The organism is Lactococcus sp. bn62, assembly GCF_029492705.2.
GTDB classification, from domain to species: domain Bacteria; phylum Bacillota; class Bacilli; order Lactobacillales; family Streptococcaceae; genus Lactococcus; species Lactococcus petauri.
In genome coordinates, this window is record NZ_CP120417.1 from 882478 (window position 1) to 899534 (window position 17057).

Here is a 17057-nt window from a genome sequence, read left to right on the forward strand (position 1 = left end):
GAGCGCTTTTTTGTATCTTCTTCCTTCTTGGATATGATATAATTGAGTAACTATGGAAAAATTATCAGATGCGGAAATGTATACTTGGGAATTTTTGGAAGAAAACAAGTCAAAAGTTCAATTGATGTCAATTACTCAAATTGCTGAAGAAGCACATGTGAGTACAGCCACAATTGTGCGAACTCTCAAAAAAAGAGGATTTGATGGCTTTGCCGATTTCAAAAATTCTCTCAAAAGAAATAAAAATGGAGCTAATGCGGAAGAAAACAAAATAGTTGGTTTGTCTGACGAGGCTAATCAATATGTTTTTAAGAACTTGATTGAAGTTTCACGGACGATTGGTTTACTTAACCCTGCCGACTTGGAAGCTATTTCGAAAGCTTTAGTGGAAACGAAGATGATCATGACAGTAGCGCGTGGCGCAAGTGAAGCTGTAGCGGATGATATGATTCATCGGTTTCAAACGCTAGGGAAAAATGCAATCAGTCGTTACTATGATGATATGGAAATGTATGCTGAAAAACTGACTTCAGAAGATATGATGCTTATCGTTTCTTCAACAGGTGAGGAGAAAATCATTGTTTCTGCAGCTAAAAAAGCAAAGAAGAAGGGTGCAAAAGTAATAGTTCTGACAAGTAACTACCGAAGCCAATTGGCCCAAATGAGTGACTACTATCTACTTGCTTATCAAAGTAAATTAGAGAAAGAAGAACTCTATGGAGATGCTGGAAGTATTTTACCTTTAGAAGTCATTTGTCGTATTATGGTGGATATGTTTACTATCTATCGCGCAAAAGGTACAATCAGATAAAAGAAGACAAGTTAGTAACTTGTCTTTTTTTGTAAAGTTTTTCAAGATATTTCATGAGAAAGCGAATACATTTTCAGAAATGTTTAAGATATAATAATTATATTCTTTAAAGATAGCGTTTTCATGAAGCGCTTAAATATATCATATCGGAGGACTAACTGTGGAAGCACAACTCTCTACAAGTCAGCAAAATACAGCACAAGAAGTACAGGTAGGCAAAGCCGTTCCTGTCATCCTTTTATTGATGATTTTTTCTTTGGTCATTGATAATTCTTTTAAAATCATTTCCCCGAAACTGGTGGAGTATTTCCATGTTTCTGCCAGTACAGTAGCTTGGCAAGTGACCTTAGCTGGATTAGTTATTGGAATGGGAGCAGTCGTCTATGCATCCCTTTCTGACAGCATTAGTATTCGTTCATTACTTATTTTTGGTATTCTTTTAATTTCTGCAGGTTCTTTTATGGGCTACCTGGTTCATGATAATTATTGGTTGGTTGTTTTTGCGCGTGTCATTCAAGCTGCTGGACTGGGCGCTACTGAAACCCTTTATCTTATTTTTGTAGCTCGCTATGTTGCACCAGATAAACAAAAAAAATATTATGGCTTTTCAACTTCTAGTTTTCAAATTGCGACAGTCATTGGTACTTTGACTGGAGGATTTATCACTACGCATTTGGCTTGGCAAACGCTTTTCCTTGTGCCATTACTTTCTTTATTGGTTATCCCCTTCCTTTTAAAATATCTTCCCAAAGAATCTGGTGAGAAAAAATATATTGATGTGATGGGAATTATGCTTGTTGCAGCTGTTGCTGTTACTGCAATGGTTTACCTGACCAACTTCTCGTGGCTTGTTCTGATTGGTTTTATTTTGGCAACAATTGTTTTCTTACTTTATATTTCTAAAAAGAAAAATGCTTTTATTACGATTGACTTCTTCAAAAACAAATTGTTTGTCTTTACTTTGATTGCTGCACTTTTGATCTACTCGACACAAGCTGCCTTTACCTTGAATACATTTTCATTTTTGCTTACAGATGTGTATCAAATGCAATTAGATAGTGTATCTTTGATGTTTATTCCTGCATGTTTAGCAGCTGCGATTGTAGGTAGTCTTTCAGGAGCAATTGCTTCCAAACTTAATTCATTTAAAGCCGTTATTGTTTCAATGGTGACTATTGTGGTGACAATTGTGCTTGCTGCATTGTTCATGGGAGCCTCAGTTTTCCTTTTCACAGGCTTACTTATTTTAAGTTCATGTGCTTTTGCCATGATGTATGCACCACTTATGCACACAAGTTTGGAAAAAATGCCAGAAGAAAATAAAGGAACAGCAATTGGTTTCTACAATCTTTGCATCAATATTGCAATGTCAATCGGGTTTACTTATTCTTCACGTTTTATTGATGGTGTAAATCTTCATGTTTTTGCGGCAACTATCAAAGGACATTATAGTGAGGTTATTCTCATGATTGCATGTGTAGCCATTGCGGCTTTAGCAGTTTTCGTTTTTCTCATCAAAGGGCAACTTCCGAACGAGAAAAGTTTTTCTGCATGAAGGTTTAGCTCTGGAAACCTATTCATCACTAAATAGTTTATAATGATAATATAGAAGTTCACTAAGTAAGGAGAAAATAATATGCCTAAGAAATTTAATCGTGTTCACCTCGTAGTTATGGATTCCGTTGGAATCGGTGCTGCACCAGATGCAGATAAGTTTTTCAACCACGATGTAGAAACACACGAAGCAGTAAATGATGTGAATTCGGATACAATTGGTCACATCTCAGAAATCCGTGGTCTAAATGTTCCTCATCTTCAAGAAATGGGCTGGGGCAATATCCCACGCGATACAGCCCTAAAAACTATTCCAGCTGCTGATCAGCCTAAAGCTTATGTGACCAAGTTACAAGAAGTTTCTAAAGGTAAAGACACAATGACAGGGCACTGGGAAATCATGGGCTTGAATATTCAAACTCCTTTCCCAACATATCCGGAAGGATATCCTGAAGATCTCCTTCAAAAAATTGAAGAGTTTTCAGGCCGTAAAGTCATTCGTGAAGCCAACAAACCTTATTCTGGAACAGCTGTTATCGATGATTTTGGACCACGTCAAATGGAAACAGGCGAGTTGATTATTTATACTTCAGCTGATCCTGTGTTACAAATTGCGGCACACGAAGATATTATTTCTCGTGAAGAATTGTACAAAATTTGCGAATACGTGCGTTCAATCACACTGGAAGGTTCTGGTATTATGATTGGTCGTATAATTGCTCGTCCTTATGTGGGTGCACCAGGGGACTTTACACGTACTGATGGCCGTCGTGATTATGCCTTGAGCCCATTTGATGAAACAGTGTTAGAAAAACTTTATAATGCTGGCGTAGACACATACTCAGTAGGTAAAATCTCTGATATTTTCAACACAGTTGGTGTGAAATATGATATGGGACATAATAAAAATGATATGGATGGTGTCGATCGTCTTCTCAAAGCAATGCGTAAAGAAGAATTCGTTGAAGGCTTTAGCTTTACGAACTTGGTTGATTTTGATGCGAAATATGGTCATCGTCGTGATGTAGAAGGTTATGGACAAGCAATCGAAGACTTTGACAGACGTTTGCCTGAAATTCTTGAAGCCATGCATGAAGATGACTTGTTAATGATTACAGCTGATCACGGGAATGATCCAAGCTATGTAGGTACAGACCATACACGTGAATATATTCCACTTGTTATCTTCTCACCTTCATTGAAAGAACCAAAAGTTCTACCTTTGGGCCACTTCGCGGATATCTCTGCTACTATTGCAGATAATTTTAATATTGACAAGGCTGAAATCGGGGAGTCCTTCCTTGAAAGCTTGGTCTAATTCATGACTAAAAAAGTTTTTTGTCAATCTTGCGGTATGCCTTTAGCACAAGCGGTCGATTTTGGAACGGAAAGAAACGGCCAAGCAGCTACCGAATATTGTAGATATTGCTACCAGAATGGCTCTTGGACACAACCCAATATTACTTTGGAAGAAACAATTGCTTTAGGAAGTAAAGCCTTGGAACAACTGGAAATATCAGGAATTAAAAAATGGCTCCTCAAGACACTTTACCCGATGCAAATAAAGGGCTTGAAGCGCTGGAAAAAATAAAAATTAAAGGAACACAAAAATGGAATTGAAAATGAAGTTAGCTGAAACGACAAAATACCTCAAAGATCAAGGTGTTGGCGCTATTGATGTCGCTCTTATCTTAGGATCAGGTTTGGGAGAATTAGCAGGAGAAATTGAAAATCCTGTTATTATCAAATATGAAACAATCCCTCACTTCCCTGTTTCAACAGTTGTTGGTCATGCTGGACAACTCGTTTATGGTGATTTATCTGGTAAGAAAGTTATTGCTATGCAAGGGCGTTTCCACTTCTATGAAGGAAATACAATGGAAGTTGTGACTTATCCTGTACGTGTGTTCTCAGCTCTTGGTACACCATCAATTATTGTTACCAATGCTGCAGGTGGAGTAAATAAAGACTTCGCACCTGGCGACTTGATGATCATCAACGATCATATCAACTTCATGGGAACAAACCCATTGATTGGTCCTAATGACGATGAAATCGGTCCACGTTTCCCAGATATGTCACAAGCCTACGACAAAGCCTATCAAGAGCTTGTTAAGGAAACAGCAGCAGAAATGTCAGCTAAAGTTCAAGAAGGGGTCTACATGGGCTTCACCGGACCTACTTACGAAACACCAGCAGAAATTCATATGGCTCGCACGATGGGAGCTTCAGCCGTAGGTATGTCAACTGTTCCTGAAGTTATTGTGGCTGTTCATTCCGGAATGCGTGTTCTAGGTATTTCATGCATTACTAACTTAGCTGCAGGAATGCAAAGTGAACTTAATCACGCTGAAGTTGTTGAGACAACAGAACGTGTGAAAGAAACATTTAAAACACTTGTTAAGAATGTTTTAGTGAAAATGTGATAAAATAAGAGAAAACGTGTTAGCGTTTTCTTTTTTTAGTGAAGAAAGCTGGCACCAAAATAACCTAAACATAAGGAGTAACTATGTCAGTTCATATCGAAGCTAAAAAAGGTCAAATTGCAGATAAAATCCTCTTGCCAGGCGATCCATTGCGTGCCAAGTTTATTGCTGAAAATTTTCTCGAGGATGCTCAACAATTTAATAATGTGCGAGGCATGTTGGGCTATACAGGGACTTATAAAGGACACCGTATCTCAGTTATGGGAACAGGCATGGGAATGCCATCAATCTCCATCTATGCACATGAATTAATCACCGAATACGGCGTGAAAAAATTGATCCGAGTAGGCACAGCAGGTGCGCTAAATGAAGATGTTCATGTACGAGATTTAGTCTTGGCACAAGGCGCTGCCACAACTTCACGCATTATTAAAAATGACTGGCCACAGTTTGATTTGCCGCAAATTGCTGATTTTGATTTGTTAGATAAGGCCTATCACATTGCGAAAAACTTAAATATTCCAACCCATGTAGGAAATGTTCTTTCGGCTGACTTATTCTACAGTGATATTGATACGCTGGCTATAGGTAAATTGGGCGTAAAAGCAGTAGAGATGGAAGCAGCAGCTCTTTATTATTTGGGTGCAAAACATAATGTCCAAACATTAGGAATCATGACCATCTCTGATAGTCTAGTGACAGGAGAGTCAACAAGTTCAGAAGAACGTCAAACTACCTTTACTGATATGATGCGTGTAGGGCTTGAAACACTTATTGTTTAGGAGAAAGTAAAAGTTAAAGCCGAACATTGAAAGGGTAAAATTATTAAATTTAGCATTTGCAAAGGAAATTTCCAGATGTTTCTGTTAAAATGATAAGAAAGTTATGGAGATTAGGGAGTTATTTAAAAGATGAAAACAGATATCGAAATTGCACAAGAATGCAAGATGGAAGCTATCACAAACGTCGCTGAAAAAATTGGTTTAAGTTTTGAAGATATCGAACTTTACGGAAAATATAAAGCAAAAATACCACTCGAAAGCCTTAAAAAGTTTGAGGATAATGCTGAGGGAAAACTTGTCTTGGTTACATCCATTAACCCAACTCCTGCTGGTGAAGGAAAATCAACGGTGACAGTTGGACTAGCAGATGCCTTTGCACGCTTGAACCAAAAGGTAATGGTGGCGCTACGTGAACCTTCATTGGGCCCTGTGATGGGGATAAAAGGTGGTGCAACAGGTGGAGGATATGCTCAAGTTCTTCCGATGGAAGATATTAACTTGCATTTCACAGGCGATATTCATGCCATGACAACAGCGAATAATGCTATTGCAGCACTTTTAGATAATCATATCTTCCAAGGAAATGCTCTAAACATCGATAGTCGTCGTGTTGTTTGGAAACGTGTCTTAGATATGAATGACCGCGAGCTTCGTCATATCGTTGCTGGCTTAGGCAGTGTAGTTAATGGTGTGCCCCGTGAGGACGGTTTTGATATCACGGTAGCCAGTGAGATTATGGCTGTTTTATGTTTGGCTACCTCATTGACAGATTTGAAAGAACGTCTTTCACGTATTGTTGTGGCTTATACTTATGATCGTCAGCCGGTCACTGTGGGTGATTTAGAGATTGAAGGTGCAATTACAGTCCTATTGAAAGATGCACTTAAGCCAAATCTGGCCCAAACTATTGAAGGGACACCCGTATTAGTACATGGCGGTCCTTTTGCCAATATTGCTCACGGCTGTAACTCTGTTTTAGCCACAAAAACAGCCTTAAAATTAGCAGATGTAACTATTACAGAGGCTGGATTTGGAGCAGATTTAGGCGGCGAAAAATTCCTTGATATCAAAACACGTCAACTGGGAAAAACCCCTGATGCTATTGTAATTGTTGCTACTCTTCGTGCATTGAAAATGCATGGTGGTGTAGCTAAAACGGAACTAACTGGCGAAAATGTTGCAGCCGTTACCCAAGGCTTTGCAAATCTGAAACGCCATATTAAAAATATGGCGAGCTATGGTGCGCCAATCGTTGTAGCCATTAATCAATTTGCCAGTGATACTGAGGCGGAAATAGCTGAGTTAACACGACTTGTTGAAGCAGAAGGTGTTGCTGTGAGTTTGACACAAGTCTTTGAAAAGGGCGGCGCAGGTGGAATTGATTTAGCCGAAAAACTAACAAGTATTTTCACGCATGAAGCAAGAGAGTTCCATTATCTTTATGATTTAGAAGCATCGGTAGAGAGCAAGATTACAACAGTTGTGACACAAATTTATGGTGGCAAGAAAGTTAATTTTTCTGCAAAAGCAGCGCGTCAATTAACAGAAATTGAGGAGAATGGTTGGGATAAGTTGCCTGTTTGTATGGCGAAGACACAATATTCATTTTCTGATAATCCTAAACTTCTGGCAGCACCAGAAGGCTTTGAAGTTACCGTGCGTGAGTTGGTACCAAAGATTGGAGCAGGATTTATCGTGGCCTTGTTGGGTGACGTGATGACTATGCCTGGCTTACCTAAAAAACCAGCGGCTTTAAATATGGATATTGACGAAACTGGGAAAATCACTGGTTTGTTTTAAGCAAAGGAGAACGATGGTAAAAGCAAAACTCACCCCTTTTATTACATTAAATGGTAAGGCCAAGGAAGCGATGACTTTTTATGCTCAAGTTTTGCCAGACACAAAGATTATACGGATGGAGTTTTATCATGAAAGTCCAGCTTTTTCTGAGCTGAAAGAAGAACTTGTTTTATATGGGAGTTTGGAAATAAAAGGGACAGAACTTTTCTTTCTTGATATGCAAAAAGAATATGCAGCACCAACACCAAATTGGTCAAATTCCCTTCTTCTGGACTGTGCGACCGAGGCTGAATTTGATGAAATCTTTGCAGCTTTAGTAGACCAAGGAAGCGTGATGATGGGGCCGGAAGCTGTAGGAGATATTCGTAAATGTGCCTGGATCACTGACAAATTTGGCATTACATGGCAACCAATCTGGAAATAAAGAGAAATAGTTATCCTTTTTTACGGATAACTTTTTTGTTTGCTGATATTAAATAAATAAAATTCCGGTATAAAAAAATCTTAACCCCTCGATAAACAAATAATATGACAAACCAATAGGGAGCGTGATAAACTTTAAATATCAAAAAATTAAGGAGAACATTACTATGAAAAAGTCACTGAAGCTTTCACTCGCGCTCGTTTCGCTTATCGCCGCAGGAGCTTTAGCTGCTTGCAGTAATGGTGGTTCATCAAGTAAAGAAGAATCAAAAACCAAGCAAACGGAGATTGTTGTAGCTACAGATGGAGCAACTAAACCCTTTACCTATTCTGATAATCAAGGAAATTTAACAGGATATGACATTGAGGTTGCACGTGCTGTCTTTGATAAGTTACCTGAATATAAAGTAACGTATCAAGCGGTTGACTTTTCTGGGATTGTTCCAGGTTTGGACAGTGGTCGTTATCAGATGGGAGCCAATGATTTTGGTTGGTCAAAAGAACGTGCAGAAAAATATAATTTTTCATCACCAATTTCTAAATCGAATAATGCAGTATTAACGAAAGACGGTGATTATAAAACCCTAGAAGATCTTGCAGGTAAAAGTACAATCGGTAATCCAGCTTCTAACTATACAAAGATTATCAATGATTGGAACAATGCGCATCCAGATAAGAAAATAAATATCAGCTACTCTTCAGATAGCACATCTATCAATACACGCTTTAACCAGATTGAATCTGGGAAGATTGATTTCATGCTTTATGATAAAATTTCTCTGCAATCAAGTATTAAGGATCAAGGATTTGACAGCTTGAAAATTCAAGATATCGATACTTCAACAGGTGATCCTGAACATGACGGTTATGAGTATTTCCTCTTTGCAAAAGATGATGCTGGCAAAGAACTTCAATCTAAAGTCAACAAAGTACTTGCGGAGCTTGAAAAAGATGGTACCTTGAAAAAACTTTCAGAAAAATTCTTTGATGGAGATTTTGTACCTGAAGCAAGCAAATTTAAATAAATATTTCACAGACAAGAAAAAATTTTTAGTTTCTTGTATAATAGTAGGAGTAGTGTAAAAGCTGTCCCTGAGTCTCTCACACACAAATGCTTGTGGCACGAGTGAGGGGTTCAGACAGCTTTCTTTGATGAAGAGAATAAAAATGAATAAAAATAAAAAAATAATTTTAGGCTTGGGAGTTTTGCTCCTGTTGATTATTTTGCCTATGCTTCCCTTTTTGATCATGCAAGGGCAATATAGTTTTGACGAATTTTGGACGATGTTTTTCACCAAAATTTTTAGTTGGAAAGACTTTACAGCAGCCTTTGTACCAATCATTAAAATGATTCCTATTTCATTGCAGATGACACTTATCGCAATGTTCTTTGGTCTCATTTTGGGGTTGCTCCTTGCACTTGTCAGAATAAATAAAATTCCTATTTTAGACCAGTTACGTGCCTTGTTTGTTTCCTTTACACGTGGGACACCAATTTTGGTACAACTTTATTTAACTTATACAGGGATTCCCTTGATTCTTAAAGCAATCAATATGAATTACGGAACAAATTATACAGTTAACTCGGTTCCTGCTATGCTCTTTGTGATTGTGGCTTTTGCCCTTAACGAAGGCGCTTATAATTCAGAAACAATCCGCTCAGCCATTCAATCAGTAGATAAAGGTCAAATCGAAGCAGCACGCTCCCTGGGGATGACAAATTTTCAAGTTTTTTGGCGTGTAACCTTACCTGAAGCAGCTTCTGTTGCAACAGCGCCATTAGGGAATGCTTTGATTGGCTTACTCAAATCAACTTCACTCGCTTTTGTTGCTGGTGTAGTCGAAATGACCGCTCAAGCTCAAATTATCGGTGGTTCAACCTTCCGTCTTTTTGAAACCTATTTAGCTCTGGCCTTAATTTACTGGCCAATCTGTATCGTTCTGGAAATCTTGATTCGTAAGATTGAAAGCAAACTGGAAATAAAAATGCCTAAAGCAGCGCGGAAAATCTCACTTGGACGCAATCCTTTTGATAATGGGGTGACCAACAAATGATAAAAATTTCAAATTTAAGTAAATCTTTTGCAGGTAATGTTGTTCTTGACAATCTTAATCTGGAAATTAATGAAGGTGATGTCATTGCGCTTATTGGTGCATCAGGTGCCGGTAAGTCAACATTTTTACGCTCTATTAATTATCTGGAAGAAGCAGACAGTGGACAGTTAGAAATTGATAGTTTTAAAGTCGACTTTGAACATATCAGTAAACAAGAAATTCTTGAGCTTCGTCGCAAAACAGGAATGGTCTTCCAGCAGTTCAATCTCTTTGAACGTCGTACAGCCCTCCAAAATGTGATGGAAGGTTTAATTCAAGTTAAGAAAATGCCCAAAGCAGAAGCACAGAAGCTAGCTGAGGAAAATTTAAGAAAAGTCGGTCTTGAAGATCGTATGGATTACTATCCAAAATTCTTATCCGGCGGTCAAAAACAGCGTGTAGGAATAGCACGAGCGATGGCAATGCAGCCAACTTTGCTCTTGCTTGATGAGCCGACATCAGCGCTTGATCCGGAACTTGTTGGCGAGGTGCAAGACACTATTCTCAATGCAGCTAAAAATAAACAAACAATGGTTTTGGTGAGTCATGAGATGGACTTTGTCTATAATGTTGCTACAAAAGTACTCTTCCTTGAAAAGGGTAAAATCATTGAAGAAGGTAGCCCTGAGGAAGTGTTCCATCATCCTAAAAATCCGCGGACGAGTGAGTTTCTCTCTCGTCATGTTAAAACCATTGATATAGGAAGTTCAAATGATTAATTTAGTTTTACAGTTTTATCTTAAAGGTTTACTCATTTCTTTTTTAGTTGTAGGTTTACTCAGTCTTTTGTACGGTTTTATCTATTGGATCCGTAATCATCATAAATCCCGAAATGTCTGGCGCAATCGTTTATTTGACATTATTTTGGTGGATATTTTGACGATTCCGATTTTGAGTTTTGCAGTTGTTGGTATACTGATTATTTTAAGAATCAGATGATTGTAAATCAAAATAATGGCAAATAATCAAAAGAGAATTTATAATGGTTCTATACTTGAAGAGGTGAATTATGACAGAAAAAATTTACGATGTAGTAGTTATCGGTGCAGGGCCTGCAGGCATGACCGCAGCTATGTACAGCGCTAGAAGTGAAATGAAAACCTTGCTTTTGGAACGAGGTGTTCCGGGCGGGCAAATGAATAATACAGCAGAAATTGAAAACTACCCAGGCTATGGTCAAATCATGGGTCCTGAACTTTCAATGAAAATGTATGAGCCTTTAGCTGATCTTGGTGTTGAAAATGCTTATGGCTTTGTCACATCAATCGTTGATAATGGTGCAACTAAAACAATCAACACTGAAGAAGAAGTATTTGAAACAAAATCAATCATCATTGCGACAGGAGCAAATCACCGTAAGTTAGGAGTTCCTGGAGAAGAAGAATACGGTGCCCGTGGTGTATCTTACTGTGCTGTCTGTGATGGTGCATTCTTCCGTGATCAAGATATCTTGGTTGTTGGTGGTGGTGATTCCGCTGTTGAAGAAGCCATTTTCTTAACTCGCTTTGGTAAAACAGTAACAATTATGCATCGCCGCGACGAATTACGCGCGCAAAAAATTATTCAAGAACGCGCCTTTGCTAACGATAAAATAAAATTTATATGGGATTCTGTTCTTGAAGAAATCAAAGGTGATGAACGTAAAATTGAATCTGTACGTTATAAAAACGTTAAGACAGGTGAAGTTACAGAAGCCAACTTCGGTGGTCTCTTTATCTATGTAGGTTTGGATGCTGTATCTGAATTTGCTCGTGATTTAGGTATTACAGATGAAGAAGGTTGGATTATCACAGATGCTACGATGAAGACAAGCATTCCAGGTATCTTTGCCGTTGGTGATGTTCGTCAAAAAGATTTCCGCCAAATTACTACTGCAGTAGGTGATGGAGCCCAAGCAGCTCAAGAAGCTTACAAATATGTAGAAGGTTAAACAAAAAAGAACGTGCATTACTGCCGTTCTTTTTTGTTTTTATCGTTCGTATTCTAGTAACAAATGTGTTATAATCTTATTAGTGTAATTCTGATTAAGGAAGAAAAGTATATATGGATAAAGTAATTTACGACGTTTTACTCGTCATTATGTTGGTTATTTCTGCAATTTTAGTTATTTCAATTTTGATGCAACCTTCTAAACAAGATGGTGCTGCTGATGCTTTTTCAGGTGGTTCAGGCGAGCTATTTGAACGACGTAAAGCGCGTGGTTTTGAGGCTGTGATGCAACGTTTTACAGGTATTACTATTGGTATTTGGCTTGTACTTGGTTTCATCTTGGTCGTTCTCTCTACGAAATAAAAGAATGATAATATGCAAAATGAAGCGGTCGAAAAATAATGGACCGCTTTTTTATTTAAAAAGAAAAATTTATAGACAAATGTTAACCACTAGTGTAAATTTTTTGATACAATTTAAACACATAATTTCATAATTTCAATTTACTCTTCAACTTGGAGAGTTTTTTCTTTTGACTAAAAAGTCCCTTTATCTTTTAAAGGGACTTTTTAGTATTCTTCAGGTATTTAACGATAAATTTTCGCAAATATAAATCGTGAACTTGGACCGACCAAAAGTAATTGAAGAGGAAGTGCAACGACAATGTTTAATGCCCATGTTTTACCATACAAGAGAAGCAGACTATCTGTTGTTGGTGTCCCTTCCATGATAATCCCGAAAATAGACATAAGGGTAACCATTCCTAGAATCATAAACAAGGAAATAAAAATACCAAGTTGCGCAGGAGAGGGCTGTAAGTTCTTTTTTTCGATATGAGAAAAGACAATTTTTTTCGCCAGCGGGCCAACAAGTGCAAGATCAAGTATGACAGCGACAAGTAGAGCGAGTGGAAAACCAGTAGCTACATTTCCCCAACTTTCCATATTTATACCGCTGGCTTTAAAAACATTATACATGGTCATTCCAAAAACCATCATTCCAGCAATTAATCCGGTAAAAACAAGTTCTTCTTTAAAATTTTTAGGCATCTTTTTTTCTCCATTCTTTTTAAGTGCACTATATCATAACATAAATGACCGTGTCTTCGTAAGTGAAAACTTGATAAAGAACAAAAAAAGTAAAAATTCAAGGACAATTAAAGTGAGTTGCAGGATTTTAGTCACTAAAAAATTTTTGAAAAAATAATCTTAAATACTTAACGTTTACAAAAGTAAACGATATAATACAAATATAGTTTACAAACGTAAACGAAAAGGAACAAAAAATGAAAATTAAAAAAAACATAAAACGATGTTGAGGCTGTATCAAAAATAGGCAAGTCTAATCTGTATCAGAAAGAGGAAATGAAATGACCAACTATATTTTTAAACCCGGCGATGAGAGTCTTGCACCTGTTCTGGTTTTGCATAGCACAGGTGGTGATGAAGAGCAGCTGATTCCATTGGCTGAAGACTTATTTCCCAATCACCCTCTCTTATCCATTCGTGGACGCGTCAGTGATCAAGGGATAAACCGCTACTTTAAACTCAAAGGTCCTGGTTTTACGAAAGAAAATTTTGACTTGAAATCGCTGAGCCAAGAAGCCCAATGGTTAGCTACAGAAGTGACACGTTTAGGACAAAAATATCAGCTGGATCTTACGCGACTTGCAGTAATTGGTTATTCTAATGGTGCGAATGTTGCACTATATATGCAACTGAAAGGTATAATGCAATTTGATAGAGTTTTAGCCTTTCATGCCATGCAACTTACCGATATAGAAGAACCTGTAATTGCAGATGAAAGTAAAATTTTTCTGACTCACGCGGACAATGATCCTATCGTAAGTCGAGCAAATCTGGAAGAGCTCTCTTCTGACTTGCAAAAGACAGAATGTGAGCTGGAAGTATTTAAAACCAGTTTTGGTCACCAACTAAGCAATGATGAACTTGTAGCAGCAAAGAAATGGTTAGCAGCATGAAGAAAAAGATAAGCTTACATGAACATGTCTTTCCAATTGAGAAAATCATAAAAAAACTAAAAAAAGAGGAAAATCCCATGAACACAGAAATTGAAACACAAAATATCCTTGGTGGAGTTCACCACGTTACAGCAATCACATCAAGCGCACAAAAGAATTATGACTTTTTTACAAATATCTTAGGCTTACGTTTGGCAAAATTAACCGTCAATCAAGATGATTATGAGACTTATCACCTTTACTTCACAGGGGAAGATGGGAAAAGTCCAAATATGACCTTCTTTGACTTCAAAGATATTCCCAAAGGAATGCATGGGGCAAACAATATTAAGCGTGCTTCGTTTCGTGTACCAAGTGACGCTTCTCTTACTTACTGGACAGAGCGTTTTGAAAAAGCGCATGTTAAACATGGCGAAATTAATGTCAAATTTGGCAAGAAAACACTCGAATTTGAAGATTTTGATGGTCAAAAATACCAATTGATTTCCGATCAAGACAACACAGGTGATGCTGCACTGGATCGTTCATGGCTTCTCTCAAATGTAGCGCCTGAACATGGAATCATTGGCATGGGTCCAGTCTTTGTGAAAGTTACGGACACTTACAATTTACGGATTATTTTGGAAACAGTCTTTGGCTTCCGTTATGCTGGTCAAGAAAATAATTTGCATCTTTTTGAAGTAGCCAATGGAGGCAATGGTGCAGCTTTGATCATTGAAGAAGCGCAAGAAAATGAGCGTTATGCTTATCAAGGCTACGGTACAATTCATCATTTAGCATTAGGAACGACAAATCCTGAAACTTTAAATTACTGGATTGAACGTATTCAAGCCTTTCGTTTACCACATTCTGGCTTGGTGGATCGTTTCTACTTCTCTAGCGAATACGTGCGTGTAGCTCCGGGTGTTCTGTTTGAAATTGCTACATTTACACCAGGTATTGGCGCTCTTGATATGGCTGAGTCAGGTGATGGTGCTGTCGACAGTTATGAAGAGGCATTAATTACTTCAGGTTTCTGGATTGACGAATCAAAAGAAGAAGCAGGGAAAGACTTAAGTTTACCTCCTCATCTCTTCCCAGAAGATGAAGCTGTCAAAGCACGTACAGCAGCAAGTTTACGTCCTTTAGATACTTCAGATACGATGCGTGATCGTAGCCATGATGAATTATGGACTGTTGAAAAAGTTGTTGAACGTCGAGAAGGTGAAAGCCTTGAAGCTTTTGAACAACGTTATCTTGGAAAATAAATAATATAATAAAAAAACGTTTCTGTCCTTATGACAGAAACGTTTTTTATTATAAATTAAAGCGATAGCCCACGCCCCAAATAGTTTCGATAGGCTGTGTTGGCGACTGAACGCTTTTGAATTTTTCTCTTAGTCTTTTAATATGAACAACAACAGTAGCAACATCTGTATCATAAATATCCATCTCCCAGATTTGTTCGAATAAGCTTTCCTTGCTCCATACTCGATTTGGGTGTTCGGCTAAAAAGAGCAACAGTTGGAATTCCTTGTTCGTGAGGATGATTTCTTTGTCTAATACGTAAACCTTATGTGAATCCTTGTGGATGATAAGGTCATCTATCTTAAGAATATCGGAGTTTTCTTTAGGCTTTAAAATTTTATAGTTCTGGATATGAGCTTTGACTCGTGCCACCAGTTCATTGGGACTGAATGGTTTAATCATATAATCGTTAGCACCCAAGCCAAGTCCGCGAATTTTATCAATATCTTCTTTTTTTGCGGAAACAATCATGATAGGCGTTTGTTTTTTATTTCGAATTGCTTTACAAATCTCAAATCCATCAACCCCAGGAAGCATAATATCCACGATAATTAAGTCAAAATTTAGATTTAGAGCAGTGTTTAAACCAGCTGTTCCGTCTGTTTCAATCACAGCATCCATTCCGTTAATTTCCAAATAGTCCTTTTGTAAGTTGGCGATACTCACATCGTCTTCGATGATTAAAATTTTATCTTTCATTGTTACTCCTTATGCTTTAGGCAGAATTATTATAATACGTGTGCCTTTATTTAAAGTACTTTCGGCATGAACAGACCCTTGATGTTGTTCTACGATTTGTTTGACAATACTCAGCCCTAAACCACTGCCTTTTATCTGAGAAGTGCGCGACTTATCAGATCGGTATAAACGATCGAAAATATAAGGTAAGTCCTCAGGTGAAATTCCTCTGCCGTTGTCTTCAAATATAAACTGGATACCTTTTGAGGTTTTAAATAAAGTGAGTATAATCTCTAACTGCTGCTCTGCTTGGGCAAATTTAAAACTGTTTTGGATGAGGTTTTGCATAACTCGGTCAAAGTAAGCTGTATCCAACAGCACAGGAAGTTCATCTTGTGGGAGCTGCAGGATAACATTGACATTTTCGTGTCTTGCAATTTCGGATTCAAACTTCTGAATATAGAAGGTAAAGTCGATTTTGCTAAAACTTAAGTTGACACTATCCATATCTAGCTTCGAGTAAAGGAAGAGTTCATTGAGTACCAAGCTCTTTTCATGGATGGTTGCCAAATAAAGTGCTCGTTTTTCTGGCGTCTGAGCAATGTTTTCCTGCAAACCTTCGACATAACCAAGGATTGAAGTTATCGGTGTTTTAAGATCATGCGAGATGTTGGCAATCAGTTCTTTGCGATTTTCTTCATACTTTTTCTGAACCAGACGTGCAGATTGAAGATCCGTCCACATCTGGTACAAACTTTCTTTTAGCTGTTCAACCTCTTTTGCACCCTTTGAATCATCAGTAAATGGATTTTCCGTAAGTATATTATTCTGTTCGACCAGATAGCGGGCATTTTTTTCTAGAGTAACTAAGGGTTTGATGACGGTTTTTGAAAGCCGCTTACTGATAAACCAGAAAATAAGAGCAGATAAAATGAGAATGAACAGAATCATCCAGATGCCCCAACGAATGAAAAACTCAAATAAGTTAGTTTGTCTTTTTAAAATTAGAAAATCACCAAAAGTCCCGTCTTCATATCTAAAGCTGTACTTGATGTAATTATAAAAACGTCCATTGTTATCCATCGTGCCTGTCGGATTAAGATTGCTTTCGTCGAACTCAGGCATATGAACCCGAAGTGAAGAAGCTTTCAGCTCTTCGGAATGATAGAGGACATTATTGCCTTTGCGAATGACGATATTAATATTTTGCTTTTCGATGCTCTGAATAATATCTTTGGCTTCGTCCTTTAAAGGAGGCTCAAGAAGATTTGGCGAACTTTTTACCAATGTTT

The 17057-nt window shown here is 37.7% G+C and carries 19 protein-coding genes; 16 read left to right on the plus strand and 3 right to left on the minus strand.

Annotated features, from left to right (window positions below):
* The first annotated feature begins 52 nt into the window (after nucleotides 1–52).
* The 14 genes from P3G65_RS04745 to secG all read left to right on the plus strand — a co-directional run bounded on the left by P3G65_RS04745 (nucleotide 53) and on the right by secG (nucleotide 12182).
* A complete protein-coding gene (locus tag P3G65_RS04745) occupies nucleotides 53–811 on the plus strand; it encodes a MurR/RpiR family transcriptional regulator (protein WP_019292127.1) in 759 nt (252 codons plus the stop codon).
* Nucleotides 812–971: 160 nt separating this feature from the next.
* Entirely contained in the window at nucleotides 972–2366 is a 1395-nt protein-coding gene (locus tag P3G65_RS04750) for an MFS transporter (RefSeq protein WP_019335335.1), read from the plus strand.
* Between the two features lie 81 nt (nucleotides 2367–2447).
* Nucleotides 2448–3683, plus strand: a complete 1236-nt coding sequence (locus P3G65_RS04755; protein WP_019292126.1) for a phosphopentomutase — start codon at nucleotides 2448–2450, stop codon at nucleotides 3681–3683.
* A 3-nt stretch (nucleotides 3684–3686) separates the two neighbouring features.
* On the plus strand, nucleotides 3687–3956 hold the full coding sequence (locus P3G65_RS04760; protein WP_019292125.1) for a zinc ribbon domain-containing protein: 270 nt from the start codon (nucleotides 3687–3689) through the stop codon (nucleotides 3954–3956).
* Between the two features lie 19 nt (nucleotides 3957–3975).
* Nucleotides 3976–4791, plus strand: a complete 816-nt coding sequence (locus tag P3G65_RS04765; RefSeq protein WP_019292124.1) for a purine-nucleoside phosphorylase — start codon at nucleotides 3976–3978, stop codon at nucleotides 4789–4791.
* Between the two features lie 83 nt (nucleotides 4792–4874).
* Nucleotides 4875–5573, plus strand: coding sequence for a purine-nucleoside phosphorylase (gene deoD / locus P3G65_RS04770; protein WP_019292123.1), 699 nt, complete (start codon nucleotides 4875–4877; stop codon nucleotides 5571–5573).
* Nucleotides 5574–5702: 129 nt separating this feature from the next.
* The gene (locus P3G65_RS04775) at nucleotides 5703–7373 is read left to right on the plus strand and encodes a formate--tetrahydrofolate ligase (RefSeq protein WP_019335336.1); all 1671 of its coding nucleotides are present in this window, start codon (nucleotides 5703–5705) and stop codon (nucleotides 7371–7373) included.
* Between the two features lie 13 nt (nucleotides 7374–7386).
* The gene (locus tag P3G65_RS04780; RefSeq protein ID WP_019292121.1) at nucleotides 7387–7797 is read left to right on the plus strand and encodes a VOC family protein; all 411 of its coding nucleotides are present in this window, start codon (nucleotides 7387–7389) and stop codon (nucleotides 7795–7797) included.
* Nucleotides 7798–7963: 166 nt separating this feature from the next.
* On the plus strand, nucleotides 7964–8821 hold the full coding sequence (locus tag P3G65_RS04785; protein ID WP_019292120.1) for an amino acid ABC transporter substrate-binding protein: 858 nt from the start codon (nucleotides 7964–7966) through the stop codon (nucleotides 8819–8821).
* 142 nt (nucleotides 8822–8963) lie between these two features.
* Nucleotides 8964–9851 (plus strand): amino acid ABC transporter permease, encoded by an 888-nt coding sequence (locus P3G65_RS04790; RefSeq protein WP_004258125.1) that lies wholly within the window; start codon nucleotides 8964–8966, stop codon nucleotides 9849–9851.
* Complete coding sequence (locus P3G65_RS04795; RefSeq protein WP_019292118.1) at nucleotides 9848–10609, plus strand: amino acid ABC transporter ATP-binding protein; 762 nt, start codon at nucleotides 9848–9850, stop codon at nucleotides 10607–10609. Before P3G65_RS04790 ends, P3G65_RS04795 begins: the two co-directional genes overlap by 4 nt.
* Nucleotides 10602–10829: a DUF4059 family protein gene (locus P3G65_RS04800; RefSeq protein ID WP_019292117.1), complete on the plus strand. Its 228-nt coding sequence runs from the start codon at nucleotides 10602–10604 to the stop codon at nucleotides 10827–10829. The genes P3G65_RS04795 and P3G65_RS04800 overlap by 8 nt, the downstream gene beginning before the upstream one ends.
* A 70-nt stretch (nucleotides 10830–10899) precedes the next feature.
* Entirely contained in the window at nucleotides 10900–11820 is a 921-nt protein-coding gene (trxB, locus tag P3G65_RS04805; RefSeq protein ID WP_004258118.1) for a thioredoxin-disulfide reductase, read from the plus strand.
* Between the two features lie 113 nt (nucleotides 11821–11933).
* Complete coding sequence (secG, locus tag P3G65_RS04810; RefSeq protein WP_004258115.1) at nucleotides 11934–12182, plus strand: preprotein translocase subunit SecG; 249 nt, start codon at nucleotides 11934–11936, stop codon at nucleotides 12180–12182.
* A 224-nt stretch (nucleotides 12183–12406) separates the two neighbouring features.
* Here secG and P3G65_RS04815 read toward each other — a convergent pair whose 3' ends face one another.
* Nucleotides 12407–12868, minus strand: a complete 462-nt coding sequence (locus P3G65_RS04815; protein ID WP_019292116.1) for a DUF2798 domain-containing protein — start codon at nucleotides 12866–12868, stop codon at nucleotides 12407–12409.
* A 320-nt stretch (nucleotides 12869–13188) separates the two neighbouring features.
* On the opposite strand from P3G65_RS04815, the gene P3G65_RS04820 reads away from it, so the two are divergent.
* On the plus strand, nucleotides 13189–13800 hold the full coding sequence (locus tag P3G65_RS04820) for an alpha/beta hydrolase (protein WP_019292115.1): 612 nt from the start codon (nucleotides 13189–13191) through the stop codon (nucleotides 13798–13800).
* Nucleotides 13801–13877: 77 nt separating this feature from the next.
* A complete protein-coding gene (locus P3G65_RS04825) occupies nucleotides 13878–15047 on the plus strand; it encodes a VOC family protein (RefSeq protein ID WP_029346159.1) in 1170 nt (389 codons plus the stop codon).
* Nucleotides 15048–15096: 49 nt separating this feature from the next.
* Here the strand turns inward: P3G65_RS04825 and P3G65_RS04830 are convergent, their stop codons facing one another.
* A complete protein-coding gene (locus P3G65_RS04830) occupies nucleotides 15097–15786 on the minus strand; it encodes a response regulator transcription factor (protein ID WP_019291902.1) in 690 nt (229 codons plus the stop codon).
* Nucleotides 15787–15795: 9 nt separating this feature from the next.
* On the minus strand, nucleotides 15796–17052 hold the full coding sequence (locus P3G65_RS04835; RefSeq protein ID WP_019291901.1) for a cell wall metabolism sensor histidine kinase WalK: 1257 nt from the start codon (nucleotides 17050–17052) through the stop codon (nucleotides 15796–15798).
* Between the last annotated feature and the right edge of the window lie 5 nt (nucleotides 17053–17057).